Annotated in this window: 13 protein-coding genes; 7 read left to right on the top strand and 6 right to left on the bottom strand. The window is 61.5% G+C overall.

Annotation, left to right across the window (positions count from 1 at the left end; all coding sequences use genetic code 11):
• Positions 1–16: 16 nt before the first annotated feature.
• Positions 17–2,626, bottom strand: coding sequence for a bifunctional aconitate hydratase 2/2-methylisocitrate dehydratase (gene acnB / locus LOY37_RS17715; RefSeq protein ID WP_258717207.1), 2,610 nt, complete (start codon positions 2,624–2,626; stop codon positions 17–19).
• A gap of 406 nt (positions 2,627–3,032) precedes the next feature.
• Here acnB and LOY37_RS17710 point away from each other — a divergent pair, with 406 nt between their 5' ends.
• Positions 3,033–3,500, top strand: a complete 468-nt coding sequence (locus tag LOY37_RS17710; protein WP_093381002.1) for a DUF1289 domain-containing protein — start codon at positions 3,033–3,035, stop codon at positions 3,498–3,500.
• A 70-nt stretch (positions 3,501–3,570) separates the two neighbouring features.
• Here LOY37_RS17710 and LOY37_RS17705 read toward each other — a convergent pair whose 3' ends face one another.
• The 3 genes from LOY37_RS17705 to LOY37_RS17695 form a co-directional block, all read right to left on the bottom strand.
• Positions 3,571–4,401, bottom strand: a complete 831-nt coding sequence (locus LOY37_RS17705; protein WP_258717184.1) for an IS3 family transposase — start codon at positions 4,399–4,401, stop codon at positions 3,571–3,573.
• Between the two features lie 8 nt (positions 4,402–4,409).
• Positions 4,410–4,718 (bottom strand): transposase, encoded by a 309-nt coding sequence (locus LOY37_RS17700; protein ID WP_258715417.1) that lies wholly within the window; start codon positions 4,716–4,718, stop codon positions 4,410–4,412.
• 86 nt (positions 4,719–4,804) lie between these two features.
• Complete coding sequence (locus tag LOY37_RS17695) at positions 4,805–5,668, bottom strand: universal stress protein (protein WP_258715416.1); 864 nt, start codon at positions 5,666–5,668, stop codon at positions 4,805–4,807.
• Between the two features lie 158 nt (positions 5,669–5,826).
• On the opposite strand from LOY37_RS17695, the gene LOY37_RS17690 reads away from it, so the two are divergent.
• The 4 genes from LOY37_RS17690 to LOY37_RS17675 all read left to right on the top strand — a co-directional run bounded on the left by LOY37_RS17690 (position 5,827) and on the right by LOY37_RS17675 (position 9,827).
• Positions 5,827–6,432: a tRNA-(ms[2]io[6]A)-hydroxylase gene (locus tag LOY37_RS17690; protein ID WP_258715415.1), complete on the top strand. Its 606-nt coding sequence runs from the start codon at positions 5,827–5,829 to the stop codon at positions 6,430–6,432.
• Between the two features lie 156 nt (positions 6,433–6,588).
• Entirely contained in the window at positions 6,589–7,062 is a 474-nt protein-coding gene (locus LOY37_RS17685) for a MarR family winged helix-turn-helix transcriptional regulator (protein WP_093381004.1), read from the top strand.
• 39 nt (positions 7,063–7,101) lie between these two features.
• On the top strand, positions 7,102–8,298 hold the full coding sequence (locus LOY37_RS17680; RefSeq protein WP_093381006.1) for an HlyD family efflux transporter periplasmic adaptor subunit: 1,197 nt from the start codon (positions 7,102–7,104) through the stop codon (positions 8,296–8,298).
• On the top strand, positions 8,295–9,827 hold the full coding sequence (locus tag LOY37_RS17675) for a DHA2 family efflux MFS transporter permease subunit (RefSeq protein WP_045194704.1): 1,533 nt from the start codon (positions 8,295–8,297) through the stop codon (positions 9,825–9,827). Before LOY37_RS17680 ends, LOY37_RS17675 begins: the two co-directional genes overlap by 4 nt.
• 63 nt (positions 9,828–9,890) lie before the next feature.
• Here the strand turns inward: LOY37_RS17675 and lpxH are convergent, their stop codons facing one another.
• A complete protein-coding gene (lpxH, locus tag LOY37_RS17670; protein ID WP_045194702.1) occupies positions 9,891–10,613 on the bottom strand; it encodes a UDP-2,3-diacylglucosamine diphosphatase in 723 nt (240 codons plus the stop codon).
• Entirely contained in the window at positions 10,610–11,113 is a 504-nt protein-coding gene (locus LOY37_RS17665) for a peptidylprolyl isomerase (RefSeq protein WP_258715414.1), read from the bottom strand. Before LOY37_RS17665 ends, lpxH begins: the two co-directional genes overlap by 4 nt.
• Before the next feature lie 216 nt (positions 11,114–11,329).
• Here LOY37_RS17665 and LOY37_RS17660 point away from each other — a divergent pair, with 216 nt between their 5' ends.
• Entirely contained in the window at positions 11,330–13,033 is a 1,704-nt protein-coding gene (locus LOY37_RS17660) for a glutamine--tRNA ligase/YqeY domain fusion protein (protein WP_045194697.1), read from the top strand.
• A gap of 9 nt (positions 13,034–13,042) precedes the next feature.
• Complete coding sequence (cysS, locus tag LOY37_RS17655) at positions 13,043–14,425, top strand: cysteine--tRNA ligase (protein ID WP_258715413.1); 1,383 nt, start codon at positions 13,043–13,045, stop codon at positions 14,423–14,425.
• Positions 14,426–14,434 lie beyond the last annotated feature (9 nt).

Genomic DNA, 14,434 nt, shown 5'->3' with positions numbered 1-14,434 from the left:
TTTACGCTAAGTCAGCTTAGGCTTGAACAACCGGGATCTTGGCGTTCGCAGCGGCTTCACGGAACTCGGCGATCTGGTCGAAGCTCAGGTAGCGGTAAACGTCGGCAGCCATGCTGTCGATGTTCTTCGCGTACTCCATGTACTCTTCGACGGTTGGCAGCTTGCCCAGGATCGAGGCAACAGCGGCCAGCTCGGCAGAGGCCAGATAGACGTTGGCGCCATCACCCAGACGGTTCGGGAAGTTACGGGTCGAAGTCGACACTACGGTCGAGTTCGCCGCAACGCGTGCCTGGTTACCCATGCACAGCGAGCAGCCCGGCATTTCCATGCGCGCGCCAGCCTTGCCGTAGATGCCGTAGTAGCCTTCTTCGGTCAACTGGTGAGCGTCCATCTTGGTGGGCGGCGACAGCCACAGACGGGTCGGGATCGAGCCTTTGACCTTGTCCAGCAGCTTGCCGGCAGCGCGGAAGTGACCGATGTTGGTCATGCACGAACCGATGAACACTTCGTCGATCTTCTCGCCCTGTACCGAGGACAGCAGACGGGCGTCGTCCGGGTCGTTCGGGGCGCAGAGCACAGGCTCTTTGACGTCGGCCAGGTCGATCTCGATGATCTCGGCGTATTCGGCGTCCTTGTCGGCGGCCAGCAGTTGCGGGTTGGCCAGCCAGGCTTCCATCGCTTGCGCGCGGCGTTCCATGGTGCGGGCATCGCCGTAGCCTTCGCTGATCATCCAGCGCAGCAGGGTGATGTTCGACTTCAGGTACTCGGCAACGGCTTTTTCTGGCAGCTTGATGGTGCAACCGGCAGCCGAACGTTCGGCCGAGGCGTCGGACAGTTCGAACGCTTGCTCGACGGTCAGCTCGTCCAGGCCTTCGATTTCCAGGATGCGGCCGGAAAAGGCGTTGATCTTGCCTTTCTTCTCGACGGTCAGCAGGCCTTTCTGGATGCCGTAGTAAGGGATGGCATGGACCAGGTCACGCAGGGTGATGCCTGGCTGCAGCTTGCCCTTGAAGCGCACCAGTACCGACTCCGGCATGTCCAGCGGCATGACGCCGGTGGCAGCGGCGAAGGCGACCAGGCCGGAACCTGCAGGGAACGAGATGCCGATCGGGAAGCGGGTGTGCGAGTCACCACCGGTACCGACGGTGTCCGGCAGCAGCATGCGGTTCAGCCAGCTGTGGATGATGCCGTCGCCTGGACGCAGGGACACGCCGCCACGGGTGCGGATGAAATCCGGCAGGGTGTGGTGGGTGGTGACGTCGATCGGCTTTGGATAGGCCGCGGTGTGGCAGAACGACTGCATGACCAGGTCGGCGGAGAAGCCCAGGCACGCCAGGTCTTTCAGTTCGTCACGGGTCATCGGGCCAGTGGTGTCCTGGGAGCCGACGGTGGTCATCTTCGGTTCGCAGTAGGTGCCTGGACGCACGCCTTTGCCTTCCGGCAGGCCGCAGGCTTTACCGACCATCTTCTGTGCCAGGGTGTAGCCCTTGCCGGTGTCGACAGGTGCTTCAGGCAGCTTGAACAGGTCGGTTGGGCCCAGGCCCAGCTCGGCGCGGGCTTTCTCGGTCAGGCCACGGCCGACGATCAGCGGGATACGGCCGCCAGCGCGGACTTCGTCGAGCAGCACCGGGGTCTTCAGTTCGAAGGTGGTGATGACGTCTTCGGTGCCGTGCTTGCAGACTTTGCCAGCGTGCGGGTAAACGTCGATGACGTCGCCCATGTTCAGGTTCGACACGTCGAACTCGATCGGCAGGGCGCCGGCGTCTTCCATGGTGTTGTAGAAGATCGGGGCGATTTTCGAACCGAAGCAGAAGCCGCCAGCGCGTTTGTTCGGTACGTACGGGATGTCGTCGCCGAAGAACCACAGCACCGAGTTGGTGGCGGATTTACGCGAGGAACCGGTACCGACCACGTCACCGACGTAGGCAACCGGGAAGCCTTTGGCTTTGACTTCTTCGATCTGCTTGAGCGGGCCGATGGCGCCTTGTTGTTCAGGCACGATGCCGTCACGGGCCATTTTCAGCATGGCCAGGGCGTGCAGCGGGATGTCAGGGCGCGACCAGGCGTCCGGGGCAGGGGACAGGTCGTCGGTGTTGGTTTCGCCAGGGACCTTGAACACGGTCAGGCTGTACTTGTCAGCGATGGCTGGCTTGCTGGTGAACCACTCACCGGCGGCCCAGGATTCCAGCACGGCCTTGGCGTGGGCATTGCCCGCCTTGGCTTTTTCGGCGACGTCGTGGAAGGCATCGAACATCAGCAGGGTGTGCTTGAGCTGTTCGGCGGCCACAGGGGCCAGTTCGGCGCTGTCCAGCAGCTCGACCATGGTGGCGATGTTGTAGCCGCCCTGCATGGTGCCCAGCAGCTCAACGGCGCGCTTCTTGTCGATCAGCGGCGAGGTGGCTTCGCCTTTGGCGATGGCGGAAAGGAAACCAGCCTTGACGTAGGCGGCTTCGTCCACTCCTGGTGGAACGCGATTGGTGATCAGGTCGACGAGGACTGCTTCTTCGCCAGCAGGGGGATTCTTCAGCAGCTCGACCAGGCCTGCGGTTTGTTCGGCGTTAAGCGGCTGGGGCACGATACCCTGGGCGGCACGCTCTTCGATGTGTTTGCGGTAGGCTTCAAGCACAGTTATTACCCTCATCAGTGGTCCCAAATGGGTGTCCGGGACGCTCATCCAGAAATTCCGGCAGCCATGCGCAATACGGCTTCTTGGGCCGCGTAGCCAGGGTTGCAGGAAATCCTTACAGAAGCTGCTTTCAAAGTTTTACGCCTGTAGAACGGAGGCTGATGAGGGCTGGCGCGGGACATGCGCGAAGCGAATATCCCGGGCCAACGCCGTTCTACCGGATGAACTGTGCTCGTGACGCTTTGAAAACAGCTTCTAACGGACATTGCTGCCTTAAAAAGGCCGGATGATTCTACGGTAAAAAGTCGATAAAGGTAAGGCGCGCTGGATGACTTTAGCGGGTGACCCTCGTTAGACAAAGGGCTAACATGGCAGCCTGTTCCACCGCCAAGCTGTCGGTTTTTTCATGTCCAATCAGTCAATTAAAACGCCTTGCGTCGGCCTCTGTTCCACGGTTTACGGGGACTTGGTGTGCCGTGGCTGCAAGCGTTTTCACCATGAAGTGATCAACTGGAACGGCTACAACGAAGATGAAAAGCGTGCGGTGTGGCTGCGCCTGGAGCAATTGCTGGTGCAGGTCATGGTGGCCAAACTTGAAGTCTTTGATGCCACGCGCCTGCGCCAGCAACTGGAGCTGCGCAAGGTCCGCTTCGTAGCGCATCAGTCTGAATATTGCTGGGCTTATCAACTGATTGCCCGCGGCGCACGGGTGATCCGTGAGCTGGAGGCTTACGGCATGGTGCTGCTGCCGGAGTTTCGCGACTGGGAATTGCCCGAGCTGCGCGATGCCATTGATCGGGAATTCTTCCTGCTGTCTGAAGCGCATTACCAGCGCTATATCGCGCCAGGCTTTCTCAAGGATGCCTTGGGGTAGGTGGGTCAAGCCTGCTCCTGTAGGAGCGGGCTTGTTCTGGTCAAGTTTTACCGGACACCGATTACGGTGATCAAGCTGCCAACTGCTCCATTGCTATTGGCGACAGGTAGTTGTTGTAGCTATGGAGCCTGATTTGGTTGTAGCGCAAGAAGAAGCTGGTCATGTCCTGTCTGGCTTCTTCGATCGTTGCATAGCCCTTGGCGGGCACCCATTCTGATTTGAGCGTGCCAAATAAGCGCTCCGTTGGTGCGTTATCCCAGCATTGGCCTCTGCGGCTCATGCTTTGGGTTATGCCATGCTCAAGCAGTTCGGATTGGAAGCGTTGGCTGGTGTATTGGCAGCCTTGATCCGAATGAAACACCAAGCCCGCATGTTTGCCTCGTACTCCCACCGCCATTCCCAAGGCCTTGCTGACCAGGTGGGCATCATTGATCAGAGAAAATGACCAGCCAATGACCCGCCGGGCGAACAGGTCAATGACCACGGCCAAGTGATACCAGCGCTTCCCAATCATCAGGCTGGTTACGTCACCGCACCACACCTGATTGATTGCTGTGGGCTGGAAGTTGCGTTCAAGGACATTCTTGGCCACAAATGCTTCTACACCTCTGGAGCGATATTGGTGGCGACGGCGCTGTCTGCTGGTCAGGTTCGCTTCTGCCATAAGTCTTCCAGCTAGATACCTTCCAACCTTTAGCTGCTGGGCCTTCAAATACTGAGAAATCATTCTCGCACCAGCACTTTCCCTGCTTTCAGCATGCAATTGCACGACCTTTGCCCTGAGCGCATCACGCTCGGTATTGGGTACCGAGCGGCGATCGAGCCAGTCATAAAACGCACTGCGGGAAACGCCCAGAGCGCTGCAAAGCTGGCTGGTCGGATACGAGCCTGACTCTCTCAGCTCCTCGATCAGGAAAAACGATCGGGATCCGACATCAAGAGAGCGGTAGCTTTTTTTAGGATTTCGGCCTCGGTCTCTAAACGTTTGATCTTGGCGCGTAACTGCTGGAGCTCCCGCTGCTCATCGCTGATTGACTTGGTACCTGGCACTGGTTGCCCTTTCTGACGCTCTTTACGAACCTGGTCTACCCAGCGGCGCAGAGCTGTGGGGCCGACGTCCATTGATGCGCAGACCTCGGGAACCGAGCAGTTGTCGTCAAGAACCATGCTTGCAGCACGTTGCTTGAACTCGCGGGTATAAGTCTTTCGTTCTTGCATGGAACCTCCTGGTTGGGCGAATCATATCGCCCTTAAGAGGTGTCCGGGATCATTAGGCCAGTTCAGCTTGACCCGCGATGAGGCCCTCAGCCCCTGGCCAGTTCCGTCAGCTGCACCTTCACCTCCTCGGTCTTGAGCACCAGCACATCACACTCCAGCGCATCGAGCACCACTTCCGCGGTGTTGCCGATCAGCGCCCCGGAAATCCCGGTACGGGCCACGGTGCCAATCACCGTCACCGCCGCTTCGTACTTTTTCGCCGTATAGGGAATCAGCACATCGGCCGGCCCTTCGGCAACATGCAGGCGCTCGTCCTTGATGTCGAACTCGGCCTGGAACGCTGCGCATTCCTCGCGGTACTTGCGCTCGATGGTGTCCTTGAGCTGGTACACCGGGTCTGCCGCCGACAGCATCGGCGACGGATGGGCGCTGATCACATGCAGCTCGCCCTTGGCCAGGCTTGCGATCGCGTAGCCATGGTCGATGATGCTGGTGTGCAGCAGGCGATGGGCCTCGTCGTGGTTGCCGACATCCACCGCGGCGAGGATCACCCCGCCGGTCCAGGGCCGCTCGCTCTTGACCATCAATACCGCGCACGGGCACTGGCGCAGCAACTTCCAGTCGCTGGGGGTGAGCAGGGCGCGCTTGAGCGGGTTGTCCGGGCGATGCTCCTTGATCACCAGCTCGCAGCCTTCGGCCTGCTGCACACTGACAATCGACTCGTGCAAGGTGTCGTGCCAGGCCTGCTCATGGGTCACGTTGTTGTAGCCGTCATCATGCAGCTGGCTGGTCAGCAGGCTGAGCAGGGCGCTGTGGTCGTGTTTCTTGTCGCACATCAGCAAGTGCAGGCGCGCGCCGGTGACCCCGGCGATCAGTTTGGCCCGGGTCAGCGCCCGGCTGTGAGCGTGATCGGGATCCAGTACCACCAGGATGCTGCGTACTTCTTGCATGAGCGTGAACTCCCTTCATAAATGGCGGCCAATGCCTGACTATAGTCGGCGCCAACTGCACCGGGCGTTGATATGTATCAAGCATAGTTCACTGGTGATCGGCGCTGCTGCCGGTATAATCGCCGGTCTTGCCGTTTGCCCTGCCTGTTTGTGAGCCTATGTCCCTTATCCCTGAAATCGAAGCCTTCCTTGGTTGCCGTACCCCTGATGCCTGGGTCCAGGCGGCGCTCGCCGACCAGGAAACCCTGCTGATCGATCACAAGAACTGCGAGTTCAAGGCCGCCAGCACCGCCCTGAGCCTGATGGCCAAGTACAACACGCACCTGGACCTGATCAACATGATGTCGCGCCTGGCCCGCGAAGAGCTGGTGCACCATGAGCAGGTACTGCGCCTGATGAAGCGGCGCAAGATCGCCCTGCGGCCGTTGTCGGCCGGGCGCTATGCCTCGGGCCTGCGCCGGGTGGTGCGCACCCACGAGCCGGTGAAGCTGGTCGACACCCTGGTGGTCGGCGCCTTTATCGAGGCGCGCAGTTGCGAGCGCTTTGCCGCCCTGGTGCCGCACCTGGATGAAGAGCTGGGCAAGTTCTATCACGGCCTGCTCAACAGCGAAGCGCGGCATTATCAGGGTTACCTCAAGCTTGCCCATCAATACGGCGATAGCGCAGATATCGAGCGGGTGGTGGAGAAGGTCAGGGCGGTCGAGGCCGACCTGATCAGCAGCCCGGATGAAGAGTTCCGTTTTCATAGCGGCGTGCCGGCCTGATTAATCACTTCTTTTGAATGCCTGATCGCGGGGCAAGTCGGGTCGCCGCGATTGCCTTCTATCGACAAAATAATAAGCTAGCTAATTAATGCCTTGACGTTAGCTGCCTAAGCAGTAACATTATGTAACTTACTGCCTAAGCAGGTATCTGTGTCCATGCAGCACTACACCCCGGAAAACTTCCAGAACTGCACCCTCGGCATGCTTCTGGGCCGCACCGCGCTGGTCAAGGACCGCATCATCGACAGCCACATGCAGCCTTACGGCGTGACTGCCGCGCAGTTCAAGGTGCTGATCATCGTCGCCCAATACGGCGTCGACACCCCGGCCGAGCTGTGCCGCTACCTGTCGGTGGACAGCGGCTCGATGACGCGCATGCTCGACCGCCTCGAACAGAAAGACCTGATCATCCGCCGCCGTTGCCCGGACGACCGTCGGCAGATTCGCCTGGGTCTGAGCGAAGAAGGCCAGAAGCTCGCCGACCTGCTGCCACAGATCGGCGCTGCGGCGATGAACGAGCTGGTCGGTGTGCTCGAGCCCAGTGAGCTGGCCACCCTCGAAGCGATCCTGAGCAAGGTGCTGCTGGCCGCCGGCGACACCCTGACGGCCATGCGCCTGGGCGCCAAGTAAGCGCCCATTTCACCCATTCACTCAGCCAAGGTATTAGCAATGGCCACTACTTCTTCTGCGCACGACACCACGCAGGACCTCAACAACCAGCGCAAGCGCAAGACCTGGCTGTTGGCCCTGGCGTTGCTGATCGTCGTCGCCGGCGCTGGCGTCTGGGCCTGGCACGAGCTTTACGGGCGCTGGAGCGAAGAGACCGACGATGCCTATGTCAACGGCAACGTAGTGGAGATCACCCCGCTGGTCACCGGCACTGTGGTCAGCATCGGCGCGGACGATGGCGACCTGGTCCACGAAGGCCAGATGCTGCTCGAATTCGACCCCAGCGACGCCGAGGTCGGCCTGCAGGCTGCCGAGGCCAAGCTGGCGCGTGCGGTGCGCCAGGTGCGTGGCCTGTACAGCAACGTCGATGGCAAGAAGGCCCAGGTGGCTTCGCGCCAGGCCGAGCTGAAAAAAGCGCAGGAGAACTTCAACCGGCGACAAACCCTGGCCGCCGGTGGGGCGATCTCCAAAGAAGAGCTGTCCCATGCCCGCGACGACCTGTCTTCGGCGCAAAGCGCCTTGAATGATGCAAAACAGCAGCTCAACACCACAGCGGCGCTGGTCGATGACACCGTAGTGTCGTCGCACCCCGAGGTGATGGCCGCGGCCGCCGAGTTGCGCCAGGCCTACCTCAACAACGCCCGCACCACCCTGGTGGCACCGGTCACCGGCTACGTCGCCAAGCGCACCGTGCAACTGGGCCAGCGCCTGCAACCGGGCACTGCGACCATGGCGGTGATCCCCCTGGACCAGCTGTGGATCGACGCCAATTTCAAGGAAACCCAACTGCGCAACATGCGCATCGGCCAACCGGTCGACATCGTTGCCGACCTGTACGGCAGCGACGTCAAGTACAGCGGCACCATCGACAGCCTCGGCGCCGGCACTGGCAGCGCCTTTGCCCTGTTGCCGGCGCAGAACGCCACCGGTAACTGGATCAAGATCGTCCAGCGGGTGCCGGTGCGTATTCATATCAATGCCGAGCAACTGGCCAAGCACCCGCTGCGCATCGGCCTGTCGACCCAGGTCGAGGTCGATCTGCATGACCAGAGCGGCCCGGTGCTGGCCCAGCAGCCGCCGCAGAAGGCCTCGTTCGCCACCCAGGTGTACGACCGTCAACTGGTCGAGGCTGATCGCCTGATCACCAGGCTGATCCATGACAACAGTGCCGGTTCCAGCAAGACGGCGCAGCGATGAGCGCCAATCAGGCTTCCTTTACCCCGCCAAGCCTGTTGCTGACCACCATCGGCCTGTCACTGGCGACCTTCATGCAGGTGCTCGACACCACCATCGCCAACGTGGCATTGCCGACTATTTCCGGCAACCTCGGCGTCAGTTCGGAGCAGGGCACCTGGGTCATTACCTCGTTTGCGGTGAGCAACGCCATTGCCTTGCCGCTGACCGGCTGGCTGAGCCGGCGCTTCGGTGAGGTCAAGCTGTTCATCTGGGCCACGCTGCTGTTCGTGCTGGCTTCGTTCCTCTGCGGCATTGCCCAGTCGATGCCCGAGCTGGTCGGCTTTCGCGTGCTCCAGGGCATCGTTGCCGGGCCGCTGTATCCGATGACCCAGACCCTGCTGATCGCAGTCTATCCGCCGGCCAAGCGCGGCATGGCCCTGGCGTTATTGGCCATGGTTACGGTGGTGGCGCCGATTGCCGGGCCGATTCTCGGCGGCTGGATCACCGACAGCTACAGCTGGCCGTGGATCTTCTTCATCAATGTGCCGATCGGCCTGTTCGCCGCCGCCGTGGTGCGCCAGCAGATGCGCACGCGCCCGGTCAGCACCAGCCGCCAGCCGATGGACTACATTGGCCTGCTGAGCCTGATCATCGGCGTCGGCGCCTTGCAGATCGTGCTCGACAAGGGCAATGACCTGGATTGGTTCGAGTCGAATTTCATCGTCATCGGCAGCCTGATCTCGGTGGTGTTCCTGGCGGTGTTCATCATCTGGGAACTGACCGACAAGCACCCGGTGGTCAACCTGCGGCTGTTCGTGCACCGCAACTTTCGCATCGGCACCATCGTGCTGGTCGGCGGCTATGCCGGCTTCTTCGGCATCAATCTGATCCTGCCGCAGTGGCTGCAGACGCAGATGGGCTACACCGCCACCTGGGCGGGCCTGGCGGTGGCGCCGATCGGCCTGTTGCCGGTGCTGATGTCGCCGTTTGTCGGCAAGTACGCGCACAAGTTTGACCTGCGGGTGCTGGCGGGGCTGGCGTTCCTGGCGATTGGCGCCAGTTGCTTCATGCGTGCCGGTTTCACCAACGAAGTCGACTTCCAGCACATCGCCCTGGTGCAGCTGTTCATGGGGATCGGCGTGGCGCTGTTCTTCATGCCGACCTTGAGCATCCTGCTCTCCGACCTGCCGCCGCACCAGATCGCCGACGGCTCGGGGCTGGCGACCTTCCTGCGGACCCTGGGCGGCAGTTTTGCCGCGTCGCTGACCACCTGGATCTGGATTCGCCGGGCAGACCAGCACCATGCCTACCTGAGCGAGAGCATCAGCAACTACGAGCCTGCGACCCGCGAGGCGTTGAACCAGCTGGGCGGGGCGAGCGGGCAGTCGTATGCGCAGCTGGAGCGGATGCTCAGCAGTCAGGCGTACATGATGTCGACGGTGGATTACTTCACCCTGATGGGCTGGATTTTCGCAGGCTTGATATTGCTGGTGTGGTTGGCCAAGCCGCCGTTTGCGGCCAAGGCCGGGCCAGCGTCGGCGGGGCACTGATAATCGCGGGGCAAGCCCGCTCCTACCAGGAATGTAGGAGCGGGCTTGCCCCGCGATCAGTCTTCAGGGAAAAGCAAAAGGCTGCAGTTGAAACCCTTGCTCATCCACCTCCAGCGCCCAGCCTTGGCGGTCCCAATCGCCCAGCACGATACGCCGCGCCGGTTGATCGCCGACCACCAGCTTGTGAATCGCCGGCCGATGGGTGTGGCCATGCACCAGGGTGCGCACACCGTATTGCTGCATGATCCGCGGCACTTCCTCGGCGGTCACGTCGACAATGTCGTTGGCCTTCATCCGCGTCTGTGCCCGGCTTTCGCTACGCAGCTTGCGTGCAAGCTTCTGCCGGGTGCTCAGCGGCAGATGCCGAAGAATCCACAGGCTCAACGGGTTGCGCAGGTAACGGCGCATCTTCATGTAGGCCAGGTCGCGGGTGCACAGGCTGTCGCCGTGCATCAGCAACACCGGCTCGCCGCCCATCTCGACCACGCTCGGGTCGGCCAGCAGGGTGCAGCCAGCGGCCTTGCAAAAGGCCTGGCCGAGCAGGAAGTCGCGGTTGCCGTGCATCACAAAGACCTGCGTGCCGCTGTCGCTCAAGGCACGCAGGGCCTGGCAGATCGAGGTCTGGAAGGGCGTCATGGCGTCGTCGCCGATCCATGCCTCGAAAAAATCGCCAAGGATATACAGCGCCTCGGCGTGCCGCGCGCGACCGTCGAGCAGATCAACAAACGCCCGGGTAATGTCCGGGCGTTCTTCTTGCAGGTGCAGATCAGAGATCAGCAGTATCACTCAATGATCTCGGCTTTCTCGATGATCACGTCGTCCTTCGGCACGTCCTGGTGACCGGACTTGGAACCGGTGGCGACTTTCTCGATGGCGTCGACAACGTCGGTACCTTCGGTCACTTTGCCGAATACCGCGTAACCCCAGCCCTGCACGTTCTTGCCGCTGTGGTTGAGGAAGTCGTTGTCCGAGGCGTTGATGAAGAACTGCGCCGAGGCCGAATGCGGCTCCATGGTGCGAGCCATGGCGATGGTGTACTTGTCGTTCTTCAGGCCGTTGTCAGCTTCGTTCTGGATGCTGGCACGCTTGTCACGCTTCTCGTTCATGCCTGGCTCAAAACCGCCGCCCTGGATCATGAAACCCTTGATTACACGGTGGAATACGGTGTTGCTGTAGTGGCCAGCGTTAACGTACTCGATGAAGTTGGCCACGGTGATCGGGGCTTTCTCGGCGTTCAGCTCGATGACGATGTCACCGTGGTTGGTAGTCAGTTTGACTTTGGACATGCTTGAAACTCGCTCTGTTCGGGGGTTTTGCGGTGGTGTAGCTTCAAGCTTCAAGTGGCAAGCTGCAAGAAAAAGCGCACGGCGTTCGTCTTGGAGCGTGTTGCTTGTAGCTTGAAGCTGCTATTTGACCTGTCGGCAGCTCGACCGCTTCGGCTATGATAAGCGCTTTGATTCAGTCGGCCTACCCAGGCCGTGCACCCCGTATTCAAGGATCCTATGAGCAAGCCCACTGCCGACACCGCTCCCAACGCCGCTGCCAAAGGCGCTCCCGCCATCCCTGCGAACTTCCTGCGTCCGATCGTGCAGGCAGACCTGGACTCGGGCAAGCACAGCAGCATCGTCACCCGTTTCCCGCCAGAGCCCAACGGTTACCTGCACATCGGCCATGCCAAGTCGATCTGTGTGAACTTCGGCCTGGCCCAGGAATTCGGTGGGGCCTGTCACCTGCGTTTCGATGACACCAACCCGGCCAAAGAGGACCAGGAGTACATCGACGCGATCCAGAGCGACATCAAGTGGCTGGGCTTCGAGTGGACCGGCCCGGTGCGCTACGCTTCGCAATATTTCGACCAGTTGCACGACTGGGCGGTCGAGCTGATCAAGGCCGGCAAGGCCTACGTCTGCGACCTGACCCCGGAGCAGGCCAAGGAATACCGTGGCAACCTGACCACCCCTGGCCAGAACAGCCCGTTCCGCGAGCGCTCGGTTGCAGACAACCTCGACCTGTTCGCGCGCATGAAAGCCGGTGAGTTCAAGGATGGCGAGCGCGTGCTGCGGGCCAAGATCGACATGGCCTCGCCGAACATGAACCTGCGCGACCCGATCCTCTACCGCATTCGTCATGCCCATCACCACCAGACCGGTGATGCCTGGTGCATCTACCCCAACTACGACTTCACTCACGGTCAGTCGGACGCCATCGAAGGCATCACCCACTCGATCTGCACCCTCGAGTTCGAAGGCCATCGCCCGCTCTACGAGTGGTTCCTCGACAACCTGCCGGTGCCGGCCAAGCCGCGCCAGTACGAGTTCAGCCGCCTGAACCTGAACTACACCATCACCAGCAAGCGCAAGCTCAAGCAACTGGTCGATGAGCAGCACGTCAACGGCTGGGACGACCCGCGCATGTCGACCCTGTCGGGTTTCCGCCGTCGCGGCTACACCCCGGCGTCGATCCGCAACTTCTGCGAAATGGTCGGTACCAACCGCTCCGACGGCGTGGTCGACATGTCGATGCTCGAATTCAGCATCCGTGACGACCTTGACCGCACCGCGCCACGCGCCATGTGCGTGCTGCGCCCGCTGAAAGTGGTCATTACCAATTACCCGGAAGGCCAGGTCGAGAACCTCGAACTGCCGCGCCACCCCAAAGAAGACATGGGCGTGCGCGCACTGCCATTCGCCCGCGAAATCTACATCGACCGCGACGACTTCATGGAAGAGCCGCCCAAGGGCTACAAGCGCCTGGAGCCGGCCGGTGAAGTGCGCCTGCGCGGCAGCTACGTGATCCGCGCCGACGAGGCGATCAAGGACGCTGACGGCAACATCGTCGAGCTGCGCTGCTCGTACGACCCCGACACCCTGGGCAAAAACCCTGAAGGCCGCAAGGTCAAGGGCGTGATCCACTGGGTGCCGGCCGCGGCCAGCGTCGAATGCGAAGTACGCCTGTACGACCGCCTGTTCCGCTCGGCCAACCCCGAGAAGACCGAAGATGGCGGCAACTTCCTTGACAACATCAATCCTGATTCGCTGCAGGTGCTGACGGGTTGTCGTGCGGAACCTTCCCTGGGCCAGGCCCAGCCAGAAGACCGCTTCCAGTTCGAGCGCGAAGGCTACTTCTGCGCCGACCTGAAAGACTCCCAGCCGGGTCGCCCGGTGTTCAACCGCACCGTGACCCTGCGCGATTCGTGGGGCAGCTAAGGAACTCTCGTGCTTACCATCTACAACACGCTCAGCAAGACCAAGGAAGTCTTCAAACCGCTTGAAGGCAACAAGGTGCGGATGTACGTCTGCGGCATGACCGTCTACGACTTCTGCCACCTGGGCCACGGGCGCAGCATGGTCGCCTTCGACCTGGTGACCCGCTGGCTGCGTTACAGCGGCTACGACCTGACCTATGTGCGCAACATTACCGACATCGATGACAAGATCATCAACCGGGCCAACGAAAACGGCGAAAGCTTCGACGCCCTGACCGCCCGCATGATCGACGCGATGCACGAAGACGAGCGCCGCCTGAACATCCTGCCGCCGGACCAGGAGCCGCGTGCCACCGACCATATCGCCGGCATGCACGCGATGATCCAGACCCTGATCGACAAGGGCTATGCCTACGCGCCGGGCAACGGCGACGTGTACTACCGGGTCGGCAAGTTCGTCGGCTACGGCAAGCTGTCGCGCAAGAAGATCGAAGACCTGCGCATCGGTGCCCGCATCGAGGTTGACGAAGCCAAGCAGGACCCGCTCGACTTCGTCCTCTGGAAGGGCGTCAAGCCCGGCGAGCCGAGCTGGGAATCGCCCTGGGGCGCGGGTCGTCCGGGCTGGCACATCGAGTGCTCGGTGATGTCCACCTGCTGCCTGGGCGAGAGCTTCGACATTCACGGTGGTGGCAACGACCTGGAGTTCCCGCACCACGAGAACGAAATCGCCCAGAGCGAGGCCGCCACCGGCAAGCAGTACGCCAATTCGTGGATGCACTGCGGCATGATTCGCATCAATGGCGAGAAGATGTCCAAGTCCTTGAACAACTTCTTCACCATTCGCGACGTGCTCGACAAGTATCACCCGGAGGTGGTGCGCTACCTGCTGGCGTCGAGCCACTACCGCAGCTCGATCAACTACTCCGAAGACAGCCTGCGCGAGTCCAAGGGTGCCCTCGAGCGCTTCTACCACGCCCTGCGCGGCTTGCCACGGGTGGCGGCTGCAGGTGGCGAGGAGTACGTCGAGCGCTTCACCGCGGCGATGAACGACGACTTCGGCACCCCTGAAGCCTGCGCCGTGCTGTTCGACCTGGTGCGTGAGATCAACCGCCTGCGCGAGAACGATCCACAGGCCGCTGCCGGCCTGGCCGGTCGCTTGCGCGAACTGGGTGATCTGCTCGGTGTGCTGCAACTGGACGCCGATGACTTCCTGCGTGCCGGCGCCGAAGGCAAGGTCGATGCTGCCGAGGTTGAAGCCTTGATCCAGGCGCGCCTGCAAGCGCGTGCCGACAAGAACTGGGCCGAATCCGACCGCATCCGCGACCAGCTGACCGCCATGGGCGTGGTGCTGGAAGACGGCAAGGGCGGCACGACCTGGCGCCTGGCTGACTAAGCAATCGCG

Origin of the sequence: Pseudomonas sp. B21-012 (assembly GCF_024749305.1) — a bacterium.
GTDB lineage: Bacteria > Pseudomonadota > Gammaproteobacteria > Pseudomonadales > Pseudomonadaceae > Aquipseudomonas.
The sequence above is the reverse complement of the archived record's forward strand: the minus strand, read 5'-3'. Positions and strand labels throughout refer to the sequence as shown.

What these genes read in the sequence shown, in the direction of transcription:
- LOY37_RS17710 (WP_093381002.1), top strand. Translation starts at nt 3,033, where the DNA reads ATGTCCAATCAGTCAATTAAAACGCCTTGCGTCGGCCTCTGTTCCACG.
- LOY37_RS17700 (WP_258715417.1), bottom strand. Translation starts at nt 4,718, where the DNA reads ATGCAAGAACGAAAGACTTATACCCGCGAGTTCAAGCAACGTGCTGCA.
- LOY37_RS17695 (WP_258715416.1), bottom strand. Translation starts at nt 5,668, where the DNA reads ATGCAAGAAGTACGCAGCATCCTGGTGGTACTGGATCCCGATCACGCT.
- LOY37_RS17690 (WP_258715415.1), top strand. Translation starts at nt 5,827, where the DNA reads ATGTCCCTTATCCCTGAAATCGAAGCCTTCCTTGGTTGCCGTACCCCT.
- LOY37_RS17685 (WP_093381004.1), top strand. Translation starts at nt 6,589, where the DNA reads ATGCAGCACTACACCCCGGAAAACTTCCAGAACTGCACCCTCGGCATG.
- LOY37_RS17680 (WP_093381006.1), top strand. Translation starts at nt 7,102, where the DNA reads ATGGCCACTACTTCTTCTGCGCACGACACCACGCAGGACCTCAACAAC.
- LOY37_RS17675 (WP_045194704.1), top strand. Translation starts at nt 8,295, where the DNA reads ATGAGCGCCAATCAGGCTTCCTTTACCCCGCCAAGCCTGTTGCTGACC.
- LOY37_RS17665 (WP_258715414.1), bottom strand. Translation starts at nt 11,113, where the DNA reads ATGTCCAAAGTCAAACTGACTACCAACCACGGTGACATCGTCATCGAG.
- LOY37_RS17660 (WP_045194697.1), top strand. Translation starts at nt 11,330, where the DNA reads ATGAGCAAGCCCACTGCCGACACCGCTCCCAACGCCGCTGCCAAAGGC.